Raw genomic sequence first — 15,431 nt, 5'->3', positions numbered from 1 at the left:
AGAATCAGATACCCGGCTCATGAATACAAATTAACTACTCCAACAATATTTCCAAATCTTATTTTTGTTTTCTAAAACAATTAATACCTATTAATAAACAGAATAGACTTACAACCCAAATTAATCCTATAATTTTATATCTATAAGAAACTTCATCATAAACCCATGATTGAATTCCATGCGAATTTTTCATATTTGTTGTTAGGAGTTCAAAAAACAAATAGCCTGAAATTAAAATTCCTAAAATGTGAGCAATAAACCACAAATAAGGAGTTTTGGTGTTTTGTTGATTAAACATAATATAAAACAACCAACATAAAACTATCGTTATTACAATGAAAAAACCATTTTTGAAAGGTTCAATTATTGAATCTAATAAGCCATTAGATAATTCATACATTTGCAGCCTCCTCCAAAACTCCTGTTATTTAGTTTGAAACAACATAAATTTTTAATCCAATCTTGCTTCAGCTTCCGACCTTACTTCGATAAAAAGTGCAGATCTCTCCTTCATGGAGAAACGCACCCGTTTTGTTGAAGAAGATGACTACCAAATAAAAATACTTAGATAAAGTCTTATTTTTTTTGCTTGTCTCATATATATCTAAAGATTAATTCAATAGACCACCATACAGGAGGGGATTCCATTGGTTAGCAAATTAAGATTGAGTTTAATATTCACCTATGTATTATTAGTTACTGCAATTTCATCAGGGTTATGGCAATTTCTAATTCAATATGAACTTGCTCCAATATATTTAACAACTAATTGACGAAGTTTAATTTCCAGTGTTTGAATTATATAAATTATTATTCCATTAAAGCACCCGATTGTTTAATAACAATTGTCTTCTTCTAAAGCATATTTAGTCAGTAAGCATATGAATTTCCTTGGCTTCTACTTCCCTGGATTCTACATTCTTACTAATTTTACTGGGACCATAAAGAACTATTTTTAGGTTTGCTCCATTTTGAAGCTGTTCTGAGTTAATTTTCTCACTGTTTTCGTTGAGGAATACTGTTTTAACAGTAACAACCACTTTACATAAATATCCTAAATCTTTAACATTATTTTCTCCTCTGTTCACTTCGTCAGAACAATCGACTATAAGATGAACTTTTTTGTTCTCCAAAAGTTCTCCCTCAAAAAAGGTTGTACTTGAGCAACCAAACAAAAGCATATTAATGGTTATTAAAATTAATGCGTACCTCATATTTGTATTTCACCTTTCAAAAATCCAAGGTTCTGAATACCCTTTATTCCACAATCCTTCACGTTTGTTTAATATGCTCCATAATAATATGGCTAGATCAGCGCACACCTTAATGGGAAAGTTTTAAGTGCCGCGTACAGTTATACAAAGAACAATCCCATTTATCATCTATATGACTTAAAATAGTAATCGAAGTATTATCAATATAAGTCTGCTGGAATTTCTGAGGAAATAACTTTTGTAAGGTTAACCCGATTAAAGCACCGTGGCTCACTACCAAGATACGTTTACCTTTATATGTACAAATTATATCTTTTAAAAAGTCTATTCCTCTGTTAGATACGTCTTCAAAGTTTTCCATTCCAAGTTCTAAATTACGCCATTCACTACCCCACTGTCTGACTCTTTGTTCTTCCGTAGTTCCTTCAATCTTCCCACAATTTATTTCTCTTACCCTTTCATCAATATGACTAATGGGCAAGCCTATTTTACTTCCAATAATTTTCGCAGTTTCAAATGCCCTAGATAAGTCACTTGTAATAATCATATCCCACTGTTCTTCAAGAGATAGCCTCTCTCCAATGTTTGTGGCTTGTTTTCTTCCAATCAGATTTAAAGGAATATCACTTACTCCTTGAGCTTTACCTAAGGAGTTCCATTCAGTTATTCCGTGGCGAATCAGACCTATGGTAGTCATTCTCCCACCCTTTTCTTAATATCTAGTTCTTCAGCTACCCTGCTCGTTGAATAAAAAAGTATTTGGTAAACTGACTTTGAATCTTTATTAAACGCACCCGATAGTTGAATAAGAAAATTTGCTTCTCTATGTAGAAGAGCTTTCCTTTTTTCCAATACTATGTCCTATAAAAATGCCAAAGATGAGCAAAAGAAGGGAATCTGTTTCGAAATCCTTTGTAAATAATCCCCAAAGCAACCAACCAACAATAGCACCTAAAATTGCTAATAGTAAACCCTTCATAAATCCACATCCTCAATTTAATTCTATAAAAAATAAATATCTCATTCTTGAAGAAACGCACCCAATTGCTGCATAAGGTGAATAGAAATTTTAATTAGGCTAAGATTCTTGTTTTCTAGTTGAAACAAGTGTTTTAATAGCAAGTCCAGCGATATAGGAGAAGATTGTATAAATAACTACCCACATCAAAAAAGATGAATTGAACACTGTATAAGTAGCAATTAAAGAAACAGTTAATACTGCCCCTGGGGTTAAATAAACATTTCGAGAAATTAAATAACCAAGTCCACCTAACATAATTGATAGTAATGGGAAAGCGTAGATTAATAATCCCACCAAATACACACAGCCTCACCTCTTAAATACCAATAATTTTTTAAAAACAATCCCAATCCATCTTGCTCGTTTGCTTAATATTTTCCATAAAAAAGACGTTAATCCTTATATAATCAACGCACCCGTTTGTGGAATATCAAAATGATTTTTATAACAAATAAAAATCTATTTTACATCCTTAGATCACCAATTTTATTTAAAAGGATTCTCCATTTGCTTTTAATTTTTTCTCTTCTAAGAAACTCATCTAATAACCAAAAGAGGATCGAACACATTATTGATTGCATAAGAAAAATATCACTTACAATATTCCTTATATTTAAATCATTTGTTCGTTCTGATATAAGTATGGGGATGAGGAATAAAATCGCAAAAACCATATGAAGAAGACCCGCTGTAAAAAGCCTTTGAAAACCTTTAGCCCTATTTGTTATATAATCGGAAACCAAAGAAGACAAACAACCATAGAAAATAACAATAGGACATAAGTACATTCCTATTAAAAGACCCAGTTCCATACCTAATATTATTACATTTAAGATTGTAATAATGCAGCTAGTAAATATTGCGACAACAATTTTTCTAATTAAAATAAAGTCTCCTCCACTCAAATCCTATAATTCCCTTTACATTTATAAAAATGGGCATTCTCCTTCTTTGAGAAATGCACCCGATTGCTTAATAAGGAGTTCAATTGATATTAGATTATTTTATGTAAGGTTAGCCACTTCTCAAATCGTTTAACTCCGATATCATAATTAAGTTCCTTGTCGTGGATTGAAAAAATTCTTGTTCCATTTCCCACTAATGTTAATTCATTTTCTTGGGTAGTATTTTTGATCCCATAATGTTTAAAATCAAAGAAGATATCCCATACATCCTCTGATAGTCTCTTGTAAGCAATAGACTCATAATCACAGTTATTTTCATAATAACCTAAATGCAGATGATATTTATCGTCATACAATTTATCCATTTTGTACACCTTTAATTAAATTATTTGTCCTACTAAAGCTCCTGATTGCTGAAAAAGAACTATTCATTTATTCTCCGTTACTGACTCATGAAAGATAATCTTTAGTTTTTGATGGCTTTTAATTTTTCAATATGCTGTTTCCCCATGTGTCATCTCTATATACCAGCCAGCATCAATGTTGACATTCCATTGATTCAATGATCATCTTCTTAAGAAAAAGCACATTCCATGATAGGAATGTGCTCGATACTCTTATTTTGGTATTTTTTTATACTCCACCCATTCTGTTCATGTTGGGACCGCCGGTTTTTTGTAAAACCTTTAAGCCAGATCCGATATCAGATGCCAAGATATAGTTCCGGTCCACAAAAACTCCCCATATGTTTGCTTTGCTTGGGATATACATACCTGTTTGTTGTGGTGAAGATGGGTCGGTGATATCGACCGTTCTGACTCCGCCAGAATAATGTGAAAGGTATAATGTATTCCCGTGCACCTTTGGATCATGGACAGTAGCCCCATTAGGGATCGTTTCGGTAAATTCTGTCCTAAATGTACTTAGTAGCTCAGGATTAGTTTTATCTTTAATATCATAGATCATCGTATAGCCATAAGCAGATTCGAATCCCTCTCTTGTTGGGCCGAATACTTCTCTTGTCTCAACCAGTACAGTTCCGCCTTTTGCAAGATCCATGGAATGTGCCGCTCCTTGGACATCTGAAGCAAAGTCTGTTCTTCCGAGATATACAGGATTTTTCGCATCACTTATATCTAACATGATGGTCCCTAAATCCCAGTAAGAAAGGAAAGCCGTTTTTCCTGTTCCATCTGTTTTTACACTATGAGCAAACGCAGCACGCTGTATGCCTTCCTCATCTGTCCAATTGTAACCATCATAATTTTCATCGCTGACTTCAGGTATGTAGGCACGAGGATTAAACTCATAAATGGTGTTCGGATTCGTAGGGTTGGATACATCCACAATGGAAACATCCATTTTTTTGCCATGCGAGTAATAGTCAGCATAGCAATCCGCAGTCAGAACATAAACATTATCTCCTTGTACGGTCAAATACAGCTCATGTGTACCCCTTGCTCCAGAAGAAGAGGATTCCCAGAAACCGAGCTTTTTAGGTTCACGAGGATTCGTAACATCATATAATACAAAACCGCCCTGTGAATTTGGATCTTTCTGATCCATCTTTTGGACACTTACTGCCGCTAGGTCACCTTTAAAATGTTTCGTGTTTACCGTTTTGACGATTACTTTTTCTTGCCAGGTACCTTGAATAGCAGCAAATACTGAAACTTCAACTGGGTTGGAAGGATCTTTCATATCAAAAACTCTGACACCTCCCCCTCCGCCATTCGCTCGGTGTGTTCCTAAATAGGCAAACCCTTTATGGGCATAAACATCTCCTGTTGAGTTTTTTACACCGTCTCGGATTTCTTTCAATGGAACAGCAGCCACTTCCTTAAGATTGCCAGTATTCTTACTTCCCTCAAGCAATGGAACAGTTAATTCGACACCGGCAAGGTTATCGCCTTTTTCCTCTCCTCCCCCAATCTCATCATGGGCTAAAACAGAAGTTCCTCCTGCTGAAAATACTAATGCACCTACCAATGCAGTTTTTACTAAAATTTCACTTTTCATTTTTTTCACCCCTATCAAATAATTAAAACAACCAATTATGTACGAACATACTGCCTCGACTAAACGTTTTAAAAAAAACTTTTGATGATAGATATATGTCATATAAATAATAATGAATATTCTGTCATTTTTATATGAACTATATTTCCTAATCTTTCTACATAAAGAGACATTCCTATCTTCATTCTTCTTGACTAGAAAATTTTTAAAATATGAGGTTTATACTAAGTATTGTTTGTTACTCACTAGGTCTTTTAACTCTAATCCAGCTAATTGCACTAGATTTCCAAAGAAGTGTACATTACTTATTACAGAAACGCACCCTTTAATGGAATAAGAATTACTTTCTATTTACAGGATACATTTTTTACAAGTACAACAGGACCAAACTTGTGTGTTTTTGAATTTATTGGTCTAACAATTTTCCCGACCAATTGTTCTCTGCATATCTTGTAAGCGGGAATATCCAACTTACTTCTTTCGGAATAGAGGCTAATACTTCGTAACTGTCAAAATCCCCAAACCTTGATGGTTCAGGCATATACAAAGCGTGAACGCTAAGGCTAGTTCTTTTATCATTAAACGTTCTATCAATGTTATAAATTAATGCTACTCCCCTTGCGTTTTCAGGTACGCCAGCTGTTGGATTAAGTATCTCTGAACAAGAAGGGAGTTTTTCAAGTTCACTCTCTGCAAGAATTGTTGAAGGAAAAATGGCTAACGCAATAATTATACTATGGAATATTTTTTTCATTTTAAAACTTCCTCATTTTAGTTTTATTAAGTAGGGTACCCTCCTAAAAAAAGATTATTTATGCCAAGGATTTGTTAAACTAAACTGCCCTTAAGTTCAATAAAAAGAGCTGTGTAAACAGCTCTTTGGAACTTCGATAACGCAACTCGATAGTTGAATAATTGATATAAATTAGGTTTTCATAAGACATAAAAAGCACTGCGATAGCAGTGCTTTAATCTTGCTGTTCAGATTTTATTATTGGCATTTTAGTTATTACTATTGGCTTATCAAGCTCTGCATTCGGCAAAGGCTGTGGCTCACGTTTGTTTGGCATAGTTTGGACATTCTTTACAGTCGGTGGCAAAGGTTCGTCAACAGAATCTCTAATTATGACTTCACGTTGAGGAATATTTGCTTTGGTAATTTCCCTTTTCAAGCCATTATTACTATTGGGCAAGTAACATATTAAGCCAATTATTGAAGTTACACTTAGTGCTAACCCGACAATTACTTTAGTATTAAATTTCATTACCAAACCTCCTTTATACAAATATTACCACGCTTTTGAATATCTATGCTTATTCCACAATCCTGCTACGTTTGTTCAATAAGTTAAATTCAATAAAATAGGTGTTAACCCTTCATAAATTAACACATCTTATCGTTGAATATATGTTCACGGAAATTATCGGAGGTTAAAAGTTTTTTTCGGAAGGAGCAAGCAGGAGTCTCACAGCTTGCACTTTGATCGCTCATCATTGGTTAGAAAATAGCTTAAAATAAAAAAGAGGCACCCTCTATCACTAGGAAATGCCTTTTTTATGGTAACTCATTTATCGTTCTTAAAGTAATGAACAGGACGGATTTCGATGCGCCAGCCAAACTCTTCCCCTCTGCTGATTTGTGTTGTCGGATGAAGAGAGGCTAGCCGGATCGCCTCATCCATGCCCTCTGCTTCAAAAATGAATATGCTGCCGATCAGCTCTTTCGTTTCTGTAAACGGACCATCTGTTACGATTACCTTACCGTTCACACGGCGTAAGCTTTTGGTCTCTGACTCCAGACCGGCATCAATCAGCACCTTACCGCTTTCATAAAAATTCTCAACGACGGGCTGGCATTCACACATAACGGCCTCAATCTCTGCCCTTGGGCGTGCATTCATTTTTTCAGGGTTGAAATAGCCCATACATAAAAATATCATATTCATCTCTCCTATATTACTCGAATTTTTTTGTATCTATTAATATGTCAATCATCAAACTGTAAAATCGACAAAACTTTAATATATTTTTTTATTCCATACAAACTTTAGCCTGTTTCAATAGGAATTTCTGTTCCTGTACATTTTGTGTTAACGAAGCAGCACGCTGGAATTCTTCAAATGCTTCCCTCTTTCTCCCTAGCTTTAGGAGAAAATTGCCCTTTACGCTCGGAAGCAAATGATAGTTCTTCAACGTCTGCTCCAAAAGTAGAGAATCAACAATCTCCAACCCTGCCTCTGGCCCAAATGCCATCGATATAGCAATCGCACGATTCAATTCTACTATGGGAGAAGGTGCCACCTGGGCAAGGGCATCGTATAGGGCGGAAATTTCTTGCCAATCCGTTTCCGTTGCTGTTCGTGCCTTGGCGTGACAAGCAGCTATACCCTCGACTTCACATCAATCAAAATGAACCCGGCAATCAATTCTTTGGTTTCCGTAAATGGGCCATCCGTAACCACCGGTTTTTCCCCTGGTTTTGGATACGAAATGCGAATCCCATTTGAACTTGGATGAAGTCCTTTAGCCGCAACCCGCACACCTGCCTTAACTAATTCCTCATTGTACTTCCTCATGGCTTCATTGAGCTCTGAGCTCGGGCGATTTCCGCTTATTTACCTTTTTAAATTCATCGGAAATCCATTGTTCAATTTTTTGTATGTATTCCGTTTCATCTTTTTGTTATGAGTCACGAGCCGCCCACTCCATTCAAGATTTGATTATGGCATCACGTTTAACTGACATAAAAAAAACAATCTCCCAAATTACACATAACTTATCGCTTGCCGCGATGCAATTAACCGTACATAATATTTTAAGATCGTATTACTTCAAGTTAAAAATCCCTTTGCCCGTTTCCATACTTATCGGCAAAGATGAATGAAAATGAGTGATGGACCACGATTCACTTACTTTTCTTAAACCAAATGTAAATCTGTTCGTCATCTGACGAAGTTTCTCTCCGGATTCTTTGTAAGCCGCAAAAGTAACAGCACAATGAATAAAAGCCAGATTCGAATTTTCTTCAATTACGAGATCAGCAAAATCTGTCTTGAGTAATACACCTTCTTTACTTAAACCACCAAACCATTCTTTAACGATTTCCTTCCATAGAGAAATACCAGTACACTCCCATTCTCCCCAACAATCATAAATATGGATGTCAGAATCGAAGGCAGATATAAATCTCTCAACATCATTCTCATAAATGGCTGATTTGTAGTTTTCCAGCACTTCTTGAACTGTATTAAAACGAATACTCATGAATACATCTCCTTTATTATTCAAATGCCTTTTTTAGAATAAAAGCAGTATTCTTTTCACTTTTCTATGTATTCTATTGAGTTATCTATTATCCTTTTCAAGCCATCTTCATGTTAAAAATTCTGCTAAATTTTAGGATGTTTCAATTGCAGTTCACCAGAATACTTTTTATAATAAATAGTGATGAATGGAGTGTGATGGAAATGGCAAATCAGTTTGCCGTAATCAAAAGCTGCTCATGCAAAGCCTTTTGTTAGGGCGATACTTTGTATGGGCGGATCGTAATCGATATTGATTGTCGCCCGAGAGCAGTTATCGTTTCTAATAATGGGCTTTGCAGCTTGTTTTATTTTTTATTAAAACTAAGGAGCTGAAAGCAATGAATACACCATTCATTAGAAACCATCAATATAACCTCATTAAAAAACAAGTCGGACATCTGCAGCATGCCTGCAATAACGGTGCTGACCCTAAAGTAATTGAAGCGGTAGAGTTCAATGCTCTATCCACTATTTTGGAATCGTTTCCGGAAATAACAGATTCTCAAAAACATACATTAGAACAGTTTGTGGGATTGCGTAAGACGGAAGAATTCCAGCAATATCTGTTTTCGCTGGAATCATATTTAGAGGCATTTTCACAAGTAACTGGAAAACAGATCATGAAGTTGTACCCAAAGATCAAGAAGTTAAAGACACCTAACCTAAGTACGATCGTTCATCACAAGATCAGCTATTTGGGCTGGGTGGACATCGCCACTCAAAAACTGTTTATCGTCTATCATCTGAACGGTCAAACGGTTGGTATTCAAGGACGTTATACTCCTGCGAGCAAAGGAATATGTTTTTTATGTAACGGGATTGGAGACGTAGCTCTGTTTTCAGCAATCACCAAATCCAAACCAGCGAACGCATCCCCTGATTACTATAAAGCGATCGGTAACTATATGTGCGTGGACAGCCATGAGTGCAACAAGAAGATTACGGAAGTTGCTGTATTGGAGAAGTTTCTTCAAGAGGTTCTTTACTAAGGATGGATAAATTGTTCTAATAAAAACATATAAGTCACATACTAATTAGCAGTTGAAATAACACTGTAACTAGATGTGGAACCAACATCAAAACGACCTGATTTATGTCTGGTCGTTTTCTTATATTCTTATTCAGTTAAAGCACCCGATTGTGGAGCAGAAAATCCTTTACAAAACGCAAATTTTAATTGAAAGGAGATTTATTTTTCAACCAATCTTGTTCCAGCCTATACCATCCATAGAAGGTAAATACTGTACTTATTAATATACAGATAATACAAACACTCAAAAGTTCTACTAAGTTAAAAATCATTTGAAACCGACTAAGAAACAACCTAATTGCTAAATAATCAATTATTATGAGTATTGATAAAGTCGTACCGTACATTAAAATAAAATCCGATTTTAACCCTTATATTAACAATAATATTTCAAATATAGTACGTACAATCAAATGATTTTTTGTTTCAACATTTTCCTCTTCTCTAGTCGTTTTTTCTTTTACTTTCTTGATTTATTTTTAATTAGCAATGTGGAGTACAATTCGTCCTCGTCCATGCCCAATTTGGCTAAGCTCATGAGCTTGTTGAACTTCATGTAATAGGAATTTTTTGTTTATAACAGATTTTATTTTTCCCTCCACTAGCATTTGAGCAATTTGCCGAGAAATCTTTTGTAGTTTCTCAGGTGAAGGCATAGAATGTAAACTTGGTTTTATTATATGGATTTCACGTTCTTTTGCTTTTTCTTTGGATAGCTCCTCCACAATAGACAAAAGCCTTCCTCCCTGCTTTACAACAGACCATGATCGTTCTAAAGTTTTTCCTCCTACTGTATCAATTACAAGATCTACATCTGAAGCTTTTTGTTCAAACCGTTCAGCAGTATAATCGATCACAGTGTCTGCTCCCAAAGCGTTCACAAAGTCCACATTATTTGTTGAACAAGTGCCGATCACATGGGCTCCCTTCCATTTCGCTAATTGAACTGCTAAATTTCCAAATCCACCAGCTGCTGCATGGATTAACACTTTTTGACCTGCCACCAATCCACCATTATGAAACAAAGTTAACCATGCAGGCAAGGCGCTTCCAGGTATCGTGACTGCTTCATCAAAAGTTAATTTTTCTGGTTTTAGAGAAAGTCCTTTGATAGGAGCTGTTGTATATTCAGCATAGGTACCTTTTTCGCTACGACCAAAAACCGCTTGTCCTTTACCAAACTCCGTCACATCTGCGCCAACCTCTTCTATGATTCCCGCAAAGGAAGAACCAGGAATATAGGGAAATTTTGCCGGACGAAATTTTTTGAATTGTCCTTGACGATATTTCCAATCATAGGGGAGAACACCTGCGGCATAGATACGAATCAATACTTCTCCAGCTAATGGATTGAGGCGCGGAATGTGTTCTATTTTTAGTTGTTCTGATCCTCCGTATTGATGAACACGTACAGCTTTTATCATAGGAATACTCATATTATAATTTCCTTTCTATTTTAGATTTGAATCATTTTTTTATTAGAGTTGTACATAATTTTGTATAAAAAGAATAAATTCATTAATGATAATAGGAAGAAAAACAAGTATACATTACTGTAAACTCCAGATTTTCCTAGTATGGCAAGAGGATTGAGTGGCGGAATCTTGGCATACTCCACAGCTTTGGTTATGGTCGTACCTGCAACAGCAATGGTTAAAAAGTTGAATAGACCATACACTCCCATGCCAATCCCCGAATGCTCTTTGGGTAGATGAGATGAAACCAGCTTGGTAATTGAAGGCTGCATAAAAATATAGCCGACCTCGGTAAAAATCAGGAAAATAGAAATGGTCCATGAAGTATACCCAGCGAAGGTAGAGAGTAAAAGAAAACCGATGCTGAGTAGAATGATAGAAATCGTTAATACATAGCGATTGCCTTTACTGTCGGTTAGTGATCCGCCATATTTACCCAATAGAGCAGATACAGCGGCCGCCGGAGCCATTAGTAATCCAATCCAATATCCTTTTAAATCATAAACCTCACTGAGAAGTAATGGTGTAACAAGGAAAACACCAAAATTGGCTGAAATGTTTAAAGCGCCCATAAACATTCCTTGACGATAAGAAGCATGATGAAATAAGTGAAAAGGAATAAATGGAAAGGGAGATTTTTTTTGTTTCCATAGAAAGAAAACAAAAAATCCAAAACTTGCAAATAGTAACCATAGATTCAATAGGGTGATAGATTCCATCAGAGACACAATGAAAGCTATTAGCAATCCTGCACTGAAAATATCTATTTTCTCTTTTTGTTTGGGAACTTCATTTGGTAACCATTTCCGAATTAATGGAAGGGTGAGAATAATACTCAAAGAAAAGAGAAATAAATATCTCCAGTGAGCTCCTGTAAGTATTCCACCCAAAATAGGACCGATGACACCTGAAAATGCCATCACAGATGCGATTATCCCCAGAGCTTTTCCACGTCTTTCTTCTGCAATGTAACGAGCAGGAATGGTCATGGCTAAAGATGGAATGGAAGAGACACCAATACCTTGGATGATGCGACCGACGATTAGCAACGGATAATTCGGGGATAAGAAACATAAAAGAGAACCGATTGAAAACAGCAGTACGCCAAAAGTAGCCAAGTTTCTTATACCATAATAATCGGCTAACTTTCCGTAAATCAGAGCTCCAAGGGCTGATATGATTCCGGATATGGTAACCACCCAGCTGGTAGTAGAGGGACTGATTTCAAATTCTCTTGCTATATCGGGAAGCGCAACATTTAACATATAAATATTAATGATGGAAAACGGAACAATGAAACAAAGTAATCGAACGATTCTCGTTTCTTCTGCGACGGATACATTCATTTTGTCGAATCCTCCTTCACTACTTTTGGATAATTCTATTGTATGGTTGATTTAGCATAATTGTAATTATATATTTGTTTATATAATCATAATTACAAACTTATGAAAGGAGTCGATTGAAATGGATTTCCTTCAACTAAAGTATTTTCAGAAGATTGCACGATTGAATCATTTGACACGAGCTGCACAAGAGCTACACATCACGCAGCCTTCTCTAAGTCAAACCATTGCAAAGTTAGAGAAAGATTTAGGAGTTCCTTTATTCGATCGTCAAGCCAGACAGATTCGCCTCAATAGATATGGAGAAGTTTTTCTGGAAAAGGTTGATGCTGCACTGAAACTACTTGAAGAAGGGCAGCGAGAAATTGTAGATATGGCGGGATTAGAACGAGGAACAGTTTCGATAGACACCACTTTTTTACCTCTATTTTCTGACATGATAAATATTTTTCGCTCCTCCTATCCTGATGTGCGTTTTCGTATTTCACAAGTTTCTACAAAAGAGAGGCAAGAGCAGTTACTGGAAAATGGAGAATTAGACTTTTGCATTTCTTGTAAGCCGATTAAACGGAATGGAATCCGTAATTTACCGATATTAACGGAAGAAATTGTACTAGCCGTCCCTTTCACACATCGATTTGCAAATCGGCAAAGTATTAAATTAAGTGAAGTCGCGACTGAACCTTTTATTCACTTTAAAAAGGGTCATTCTTTCCGCGAGGATACCGATGAATTATGTCAGAAGTCCGGGTTTACACCAAATATTGTCTGTGAAACAGACGACTCTAAGACATTAATAGAATTGGTTAAGTCGGGGATTGGAGTTTCTTTCTGGTTAGAAACTTTATTAGAAAAAGAAAACTCCTTTCACCATTTACGTATTATAGAGCCCACTTGTCAGCGTACCTATCAGTTAGCATGGTCCGAAAAACGTTATTTATCCTTGGCGGCACGTACTTTTCGTGACTTGCTAATCGAGTATTTCGTTAAAAAATAGCTGAAAGTGGTTTTTACATCAAAAACTTTAAATATAAAAAAATCGCAGCGAATTCTGCTGCGAATTTCTTTCCTAATCTCTATACAATTTGGTCTAATCGTTTAAGAGTTCGTGGTTTTGTAATGAAACAAATTTTACATCACTAGTATATAGGGGTAAGAGACCCCTTACAAGCGCATGCTTTATTCGCTTTGCTTTGGTTTAGTCTTTGATTTACTTCCCTTTTTAGAACGATATTCGTTTCCTTTGTTATTATTACCGCTTATCAGTTCACTTGCAAATTCTTGATCGTGCTGTGATTGCGGTGAACCTTGATTTTGGCTTCCTTTACTTCCATTGCGACTCGTCATCTCATTTCCTCCTTTAATAAAAAGCTTCCTTTTTAGTATTGCTTTTACGTTGCCGATTACTCATTTTTCACTGCATAAAAAAAGCTGACACAAAGAGTCCTAGTTACGCCCCTTTTGTATCAGCTTCACTTTTTAATTAATTTGTTACAGGTTTAGATAATGGTTTGCCCTGATTCTCTATCTTTTTAACAGCTTCTGCACTTGTATCTACACGTTTTACGAACAATGCTAGCAACAGTGCTACTATGTTCATCCCTAATGCAACATAGAACGAATATTGAATTCCGGATAATAACGCTTGCTGTGATAATGCAGCAGTTGAAGCTTCTGTTATGGTTGCAGGATCCACTCCGCTCATTAAGCTTTCTGCTTCTGTTTTGGTTACAGAGTTCATTAGCGTAACGAGGATTGCCGTTCCAATCGAACCTGATACTTGCTGAGCTGTATTGTTTACAGCTGTACCGTGCGGATTGAGTTTCGTCGGCAGCTGGTTTAATCCGTTTGTCATGATCGGCATCATAACCATCGAAAGTCCGAACATACGCAGCGAGTAAACGAAGATGATATAAGAATACGCCGATTGAGCATCTAAATTAGCCAGCATATAAGTGGATACAGCCGTAATCGATAGTCCCACTACTGCCAAAGCACGCGGACCAAATTTATCGAACAGCTTTCCGGTAATCGGCGACATAACAGCCATTACAATCGCACCCGGCAGCATCATCAGTCCAGAGTCTAACGGAGAAATGCCGCGAACACTTTGTACGTATGCCGGAGTTAAGATCATCCCCGAGAACATAGCTACTGCGTTTACAATCGCGATAATGGAAGCAAGTGCAAACATCGGATATTTATAAACACGAATATCCAATAATGGCTCTTCGAGTTTGAGTTGACGCAGCAAAAACAGAATTAGTGCAATACCACCCGTAATAAGTGTGCTGAGTACGATGGTATCCGTCCATCCATCGGAACTCGCGGTACTGCATCCGTATAAGATTCCCCCGAACCCGATACTTGATAATACAATGGAAGCATAATCAAGTGTCGCCTTTTTGTTCTGAGGCATGACGTTTTCGAGCTTCCAGACTGCGAATAATAAACTAATGATCGCTAAAGGCAAGATCATCTCAAAAAGCAATCGCCAGTCATAGTATTCTACGATATATCCTGATAATGTTGGTCCTATCGCTGGTGCTGTAATCATAACCAGACCAAAGATCCCCATCGCCATACCACGCTTTTCGCGTGGGAAGCTGACGAGCATGATGTTCATTAAGAGCGGTCCCATAACGGAAGAACCTGCAGCTTGAATCATACGTCCTGTCAGTAACAGTCCAAAGTTCGGTGCGAATGCAGAAATAGCCGTACCTACTGTAAAAATGACCATGGAAGTGATAAACAGCGCTCTATTTGAAAAACGTGTGATCAAGAAGGCTGATGCCGGAATCAATACTCCGCTGACAAGCATGAATCCTGTGACGAGCCATTGTACCGTTGAATAATCTTTTATTTCTAAATCAACCATAATTGTCGGAAGTGCGACGTTCAGCAATGAGTTGTTCAAAAATGAAACAAATGCTCCGACGAACAAGATAGCAAGCATTAAATAAGGAGGCTTTTTATGTTCTAAAGTTGTATCCGTATTATTCATGTATTTTCCCCTCTGTTTTATAAAATTAATACTTAACTTTATTAAGTTTATACTCGAGGTTCAAAAAAGGCAACACTTTTATACCGATAGTCTAAAAATTATTGTTTTTCCT

18 protein-coding genes and 2 pseudogenes are annotated in these 15,431 nt (G+C 36.4%); 2 read left to right on the top strand and 18 right to left on the bottom strand.

The annotated features are described in order from the left end of the window. Positions 1-58 precede the first annotated feature (58 nt). From ABE41_RS06145 to ABE41_RS06085, 14 genes and pseudogenes are all read right to left on the bottom strand, one after another. Complete coding sequence (locus tag ABE41_RS06145; protein WP_066287553.1) at positions 59-400, bottom strand: hypothetical protein; 342 nt, start codon at positions 398-400, stop codon at positions 59-61. 466 nt (positions 401-866) lie between these two features. Continuing rightward, positions 867-1,214, bottom strand: coding sequence for a hypothetical protein (locus ABE41_RS06140; protein WP_066287547.1), 348 nt, complete (start codon positions 1,212-1,214; stop codon positions 867-869). A gap of 109 nt (positions 1,215-1,323) precedes the next feature. Continuing rightward, positions 1,324-1,911 (bottom strand): histidine phosphatase family protein, encoded by a 588-nt coding sequence (locus tag ABE41_RS06135; RefSeq protein ID WP_066287544.1) that lies wholly within the window; start codon positions 1,909-1,911, stop codon positions 1,324-1,326. Between the two features lie 126 nt (positions 1,912-2,037). Then, positions 2,038-2,193 carry a tRNA U-34 5-methylaminomethyl-2-thiouridine biosynthesis protein gene (locus ABE41_RS20945; protein ID WP_156774233.1) on the bottom strand — a complete coding sequence of 52 codons (156 nt, stop codon included), beginning with the start codon at positions 2,191-2,193 and terminating at the stop codon, positions 2,038-2,040. Positions 2,194-2,292: 99 nt separating this feature from the next. Next, complete coding sequence (locus ABE41_RS21515) at positions 2,293-2,529, bottom strand: DUF2651 family protein (RefSeq protein WP_367642155.1); 237 nt, start codon at positions 2,527-2,529, stop codon at positions 2,293-2,295. 170 nt (positions 2,530-2,699) lie between these two features. Beyond that, positions 2,700-3,140 carry a hypothetical protein gene (locus ABE41_RS06125; RefSeq protein WP_066287541.1) on the bottom strand — a complete coding sequence of 147 codons (441 nt, stop codon included), beginning with the start codon at positions 3,138-3,140 and terminating at the stop codon, positions 2,700-2,702. An 89-nt stretch (positions 3,141-3,229) separates the two neighbouring features. Next, positions 3,230-3,505, bottom strand: coding sequence for a DUF3986 family protein (locus ABE41_RS06120; RefSeq protein WP_066287539.1), 276 nt, complete (start codon positions 3,503-3,505; stop codon positions 3,230-3,232). Positions 3,506-3,773: 268 nt separating this feature from the next. After that, positions 3,774-5,159, bottom strand: a complete 1,386-nt coding sequence (locus tag ABE41_RS06115) for an LVIVD repeat-containing protein (RefSeq protein WP_066287537.1) — start codon at positions 5,157-5,159, stop codon at positions 3,774-3,776. 406 nt (positions 5,160-5,565) lie between these two features. Then, positions 5,566-5,913 (bottom strand): YoqH family protein, encoded by a 348-nt coding sequence (locus ABE41_RS06110; RefSeq protein WP_066287535.1) that lies wholly within the window; start codon positions 5,911-5,913, stop codon positions 5,566-5,568. Between the two features lie 214 nt (positions 5,914-6,127). Further along, complete coding sequence (locus ABE41_RS06105) at positions 6,128-6,424, bottom strand: hypothetical protein (RefSeq protein WP_156774232.1); 297 nt, start codon at positions 6,422-6,424, stop codon at positions 6,128-6,130. 300 nt (positions 6,425-6,724) lie between these two features. After that, entirely contained in the window at positions 6,725-7,099 is a 375-nt protein-coding gene (locus tag ABE41_RS06100) for a YciI family protein (protein WP_066287528.1), read from the bottom strand. Between the two features lie 91 nt (positions 7,100-7,190). Next, positions 7,191-7,544, bottom strand: a pseudogene (locus ABE41_RS21345) (RNA polymerase subunit sigma-24); the annotation flags it as partial. 2 nt (positions 7,545-7,546) lie between these two features. Beyond that, positions 7,547-7,774 (bottom strand): annotated as a pseudogene (locus tag ABE41_RS06090) (YciI family protein); the annotation flags it as partial. Positions 7,775-7,985: 211 nt separating this feature from the next. After that, positions 7,986-8,423: a nuclear transport factor 2 family protein gene (locus ABE41_RS06085; RefSeq protein WP_066287523.1), complete on the bottom strand. Its 438-nt coding sequence runs from the start codon at positions 8,421-8,423 to the stop codon at positions 7,986-7,988. Between the two features lie 379 nt (positions 8,424-8,802). On the opposite strand from ABE41_RS06085, the gene ABE41_RS06080 reads away from it, so the two are divergent. Next, positions 8,803-9,453, top strand: a complete 651-nt coding sequence (locus ABE41_RS06080) for a FusB/FusC family EF-G-binding protein (protein ID WP_066287522.1) — start codon at positions 8,803-8,805, stop codon at positions 9,451-9,453. Positions 9,454-9,973: 520 nt separating this feature from the next. Here ABE41_RS06080 and ABE41_RS06075 read toward each other — a convergent pair. Beyond that, the gene (locus ABE41_RS06075) at positions 9,974-10,930 is read right to left on the bottom strand and encodes an NADP-dependent oxidoreductase (RefSeq protein WP_083207685.1); all 957 of its coding nucleotides are present in this window, start codon (positions 10,928-10,930) and stop codon (positions 9,974-9,976) included. A gap of 20 nt (positions 10,931-10,950) precedes the next feature. After that, complete coding sequence (locus tag ABE41_RS06070; RefSeq protein WP_066287520.1) at positions 10,951-12,315, bottom strand: MFS transporter; 1,365 nt, start codon at positions 12,313-12,315, stop codon at positions 10,951-10,953. A gap of 121 nt (positions 12,316-12,436) precedes the next feature. On the opposite strand from ABE41_RS06070, the gene ABE41_RS06065 reads away from it, so the two are divergent. Beyond that, positions 12,437-13,312, top strand: a complete 876-nt coding sequence (locus ABE41_RS06065) for a LysR family transcriptional regulator (RefSeq protein ID WP_066287517.1) — start codon at positions 12,437-12,439, stop codon at positions 13,310-13,312. Between the two features lie 182 nt (positions 13,313-13,494). On the opposite strand, the gene ABE41_RS06060 is transcribed toward ABE41_RS06065, so the two are convergent. Both ABE41_RS06060 and ABE41_RS06055 read right to left on the bottom strand, forming a co-directional pair. Then, on the bottom strand, positions 13,495-13,662 hold the full coding sequence (locus tag ABE41_RS06060; RefSeq protein ID WP_066287514.1) for an imidazoleglycerol-phosphate dehydratase: 168 nt from the start codon (positions 13,660-13,662) through the stop codon (positions 13,495-13,497). Positions 13,663-13,798: 136 nt separating this feature from the next. Further along, positions 13,799-15,319, bottom strand: coding sequence for an MDR family MFS transporter (locus ABE41_RS06055; RefSeq protein ID WP_066287512.1), 1,521 nt, complete (start codon positions 15,317-15,319; stop codon positions 13,799-13,801). Positions 15,320-15,431 lie beyond the last annotated feature (112 nt).

Source organism: Fictibacillus arsenicus, from assembly GCF_001642935.1.
Taxonomy (GTDB): Bacteria; Bacillota; Bacilli; order Bacillales; family Fictibacillaceae; genus Fictibacillus; species Fictibacillus arsenicus_B.
This window is presented reverse-complemented; position numbering and strand designations above follow the sequence as displayed.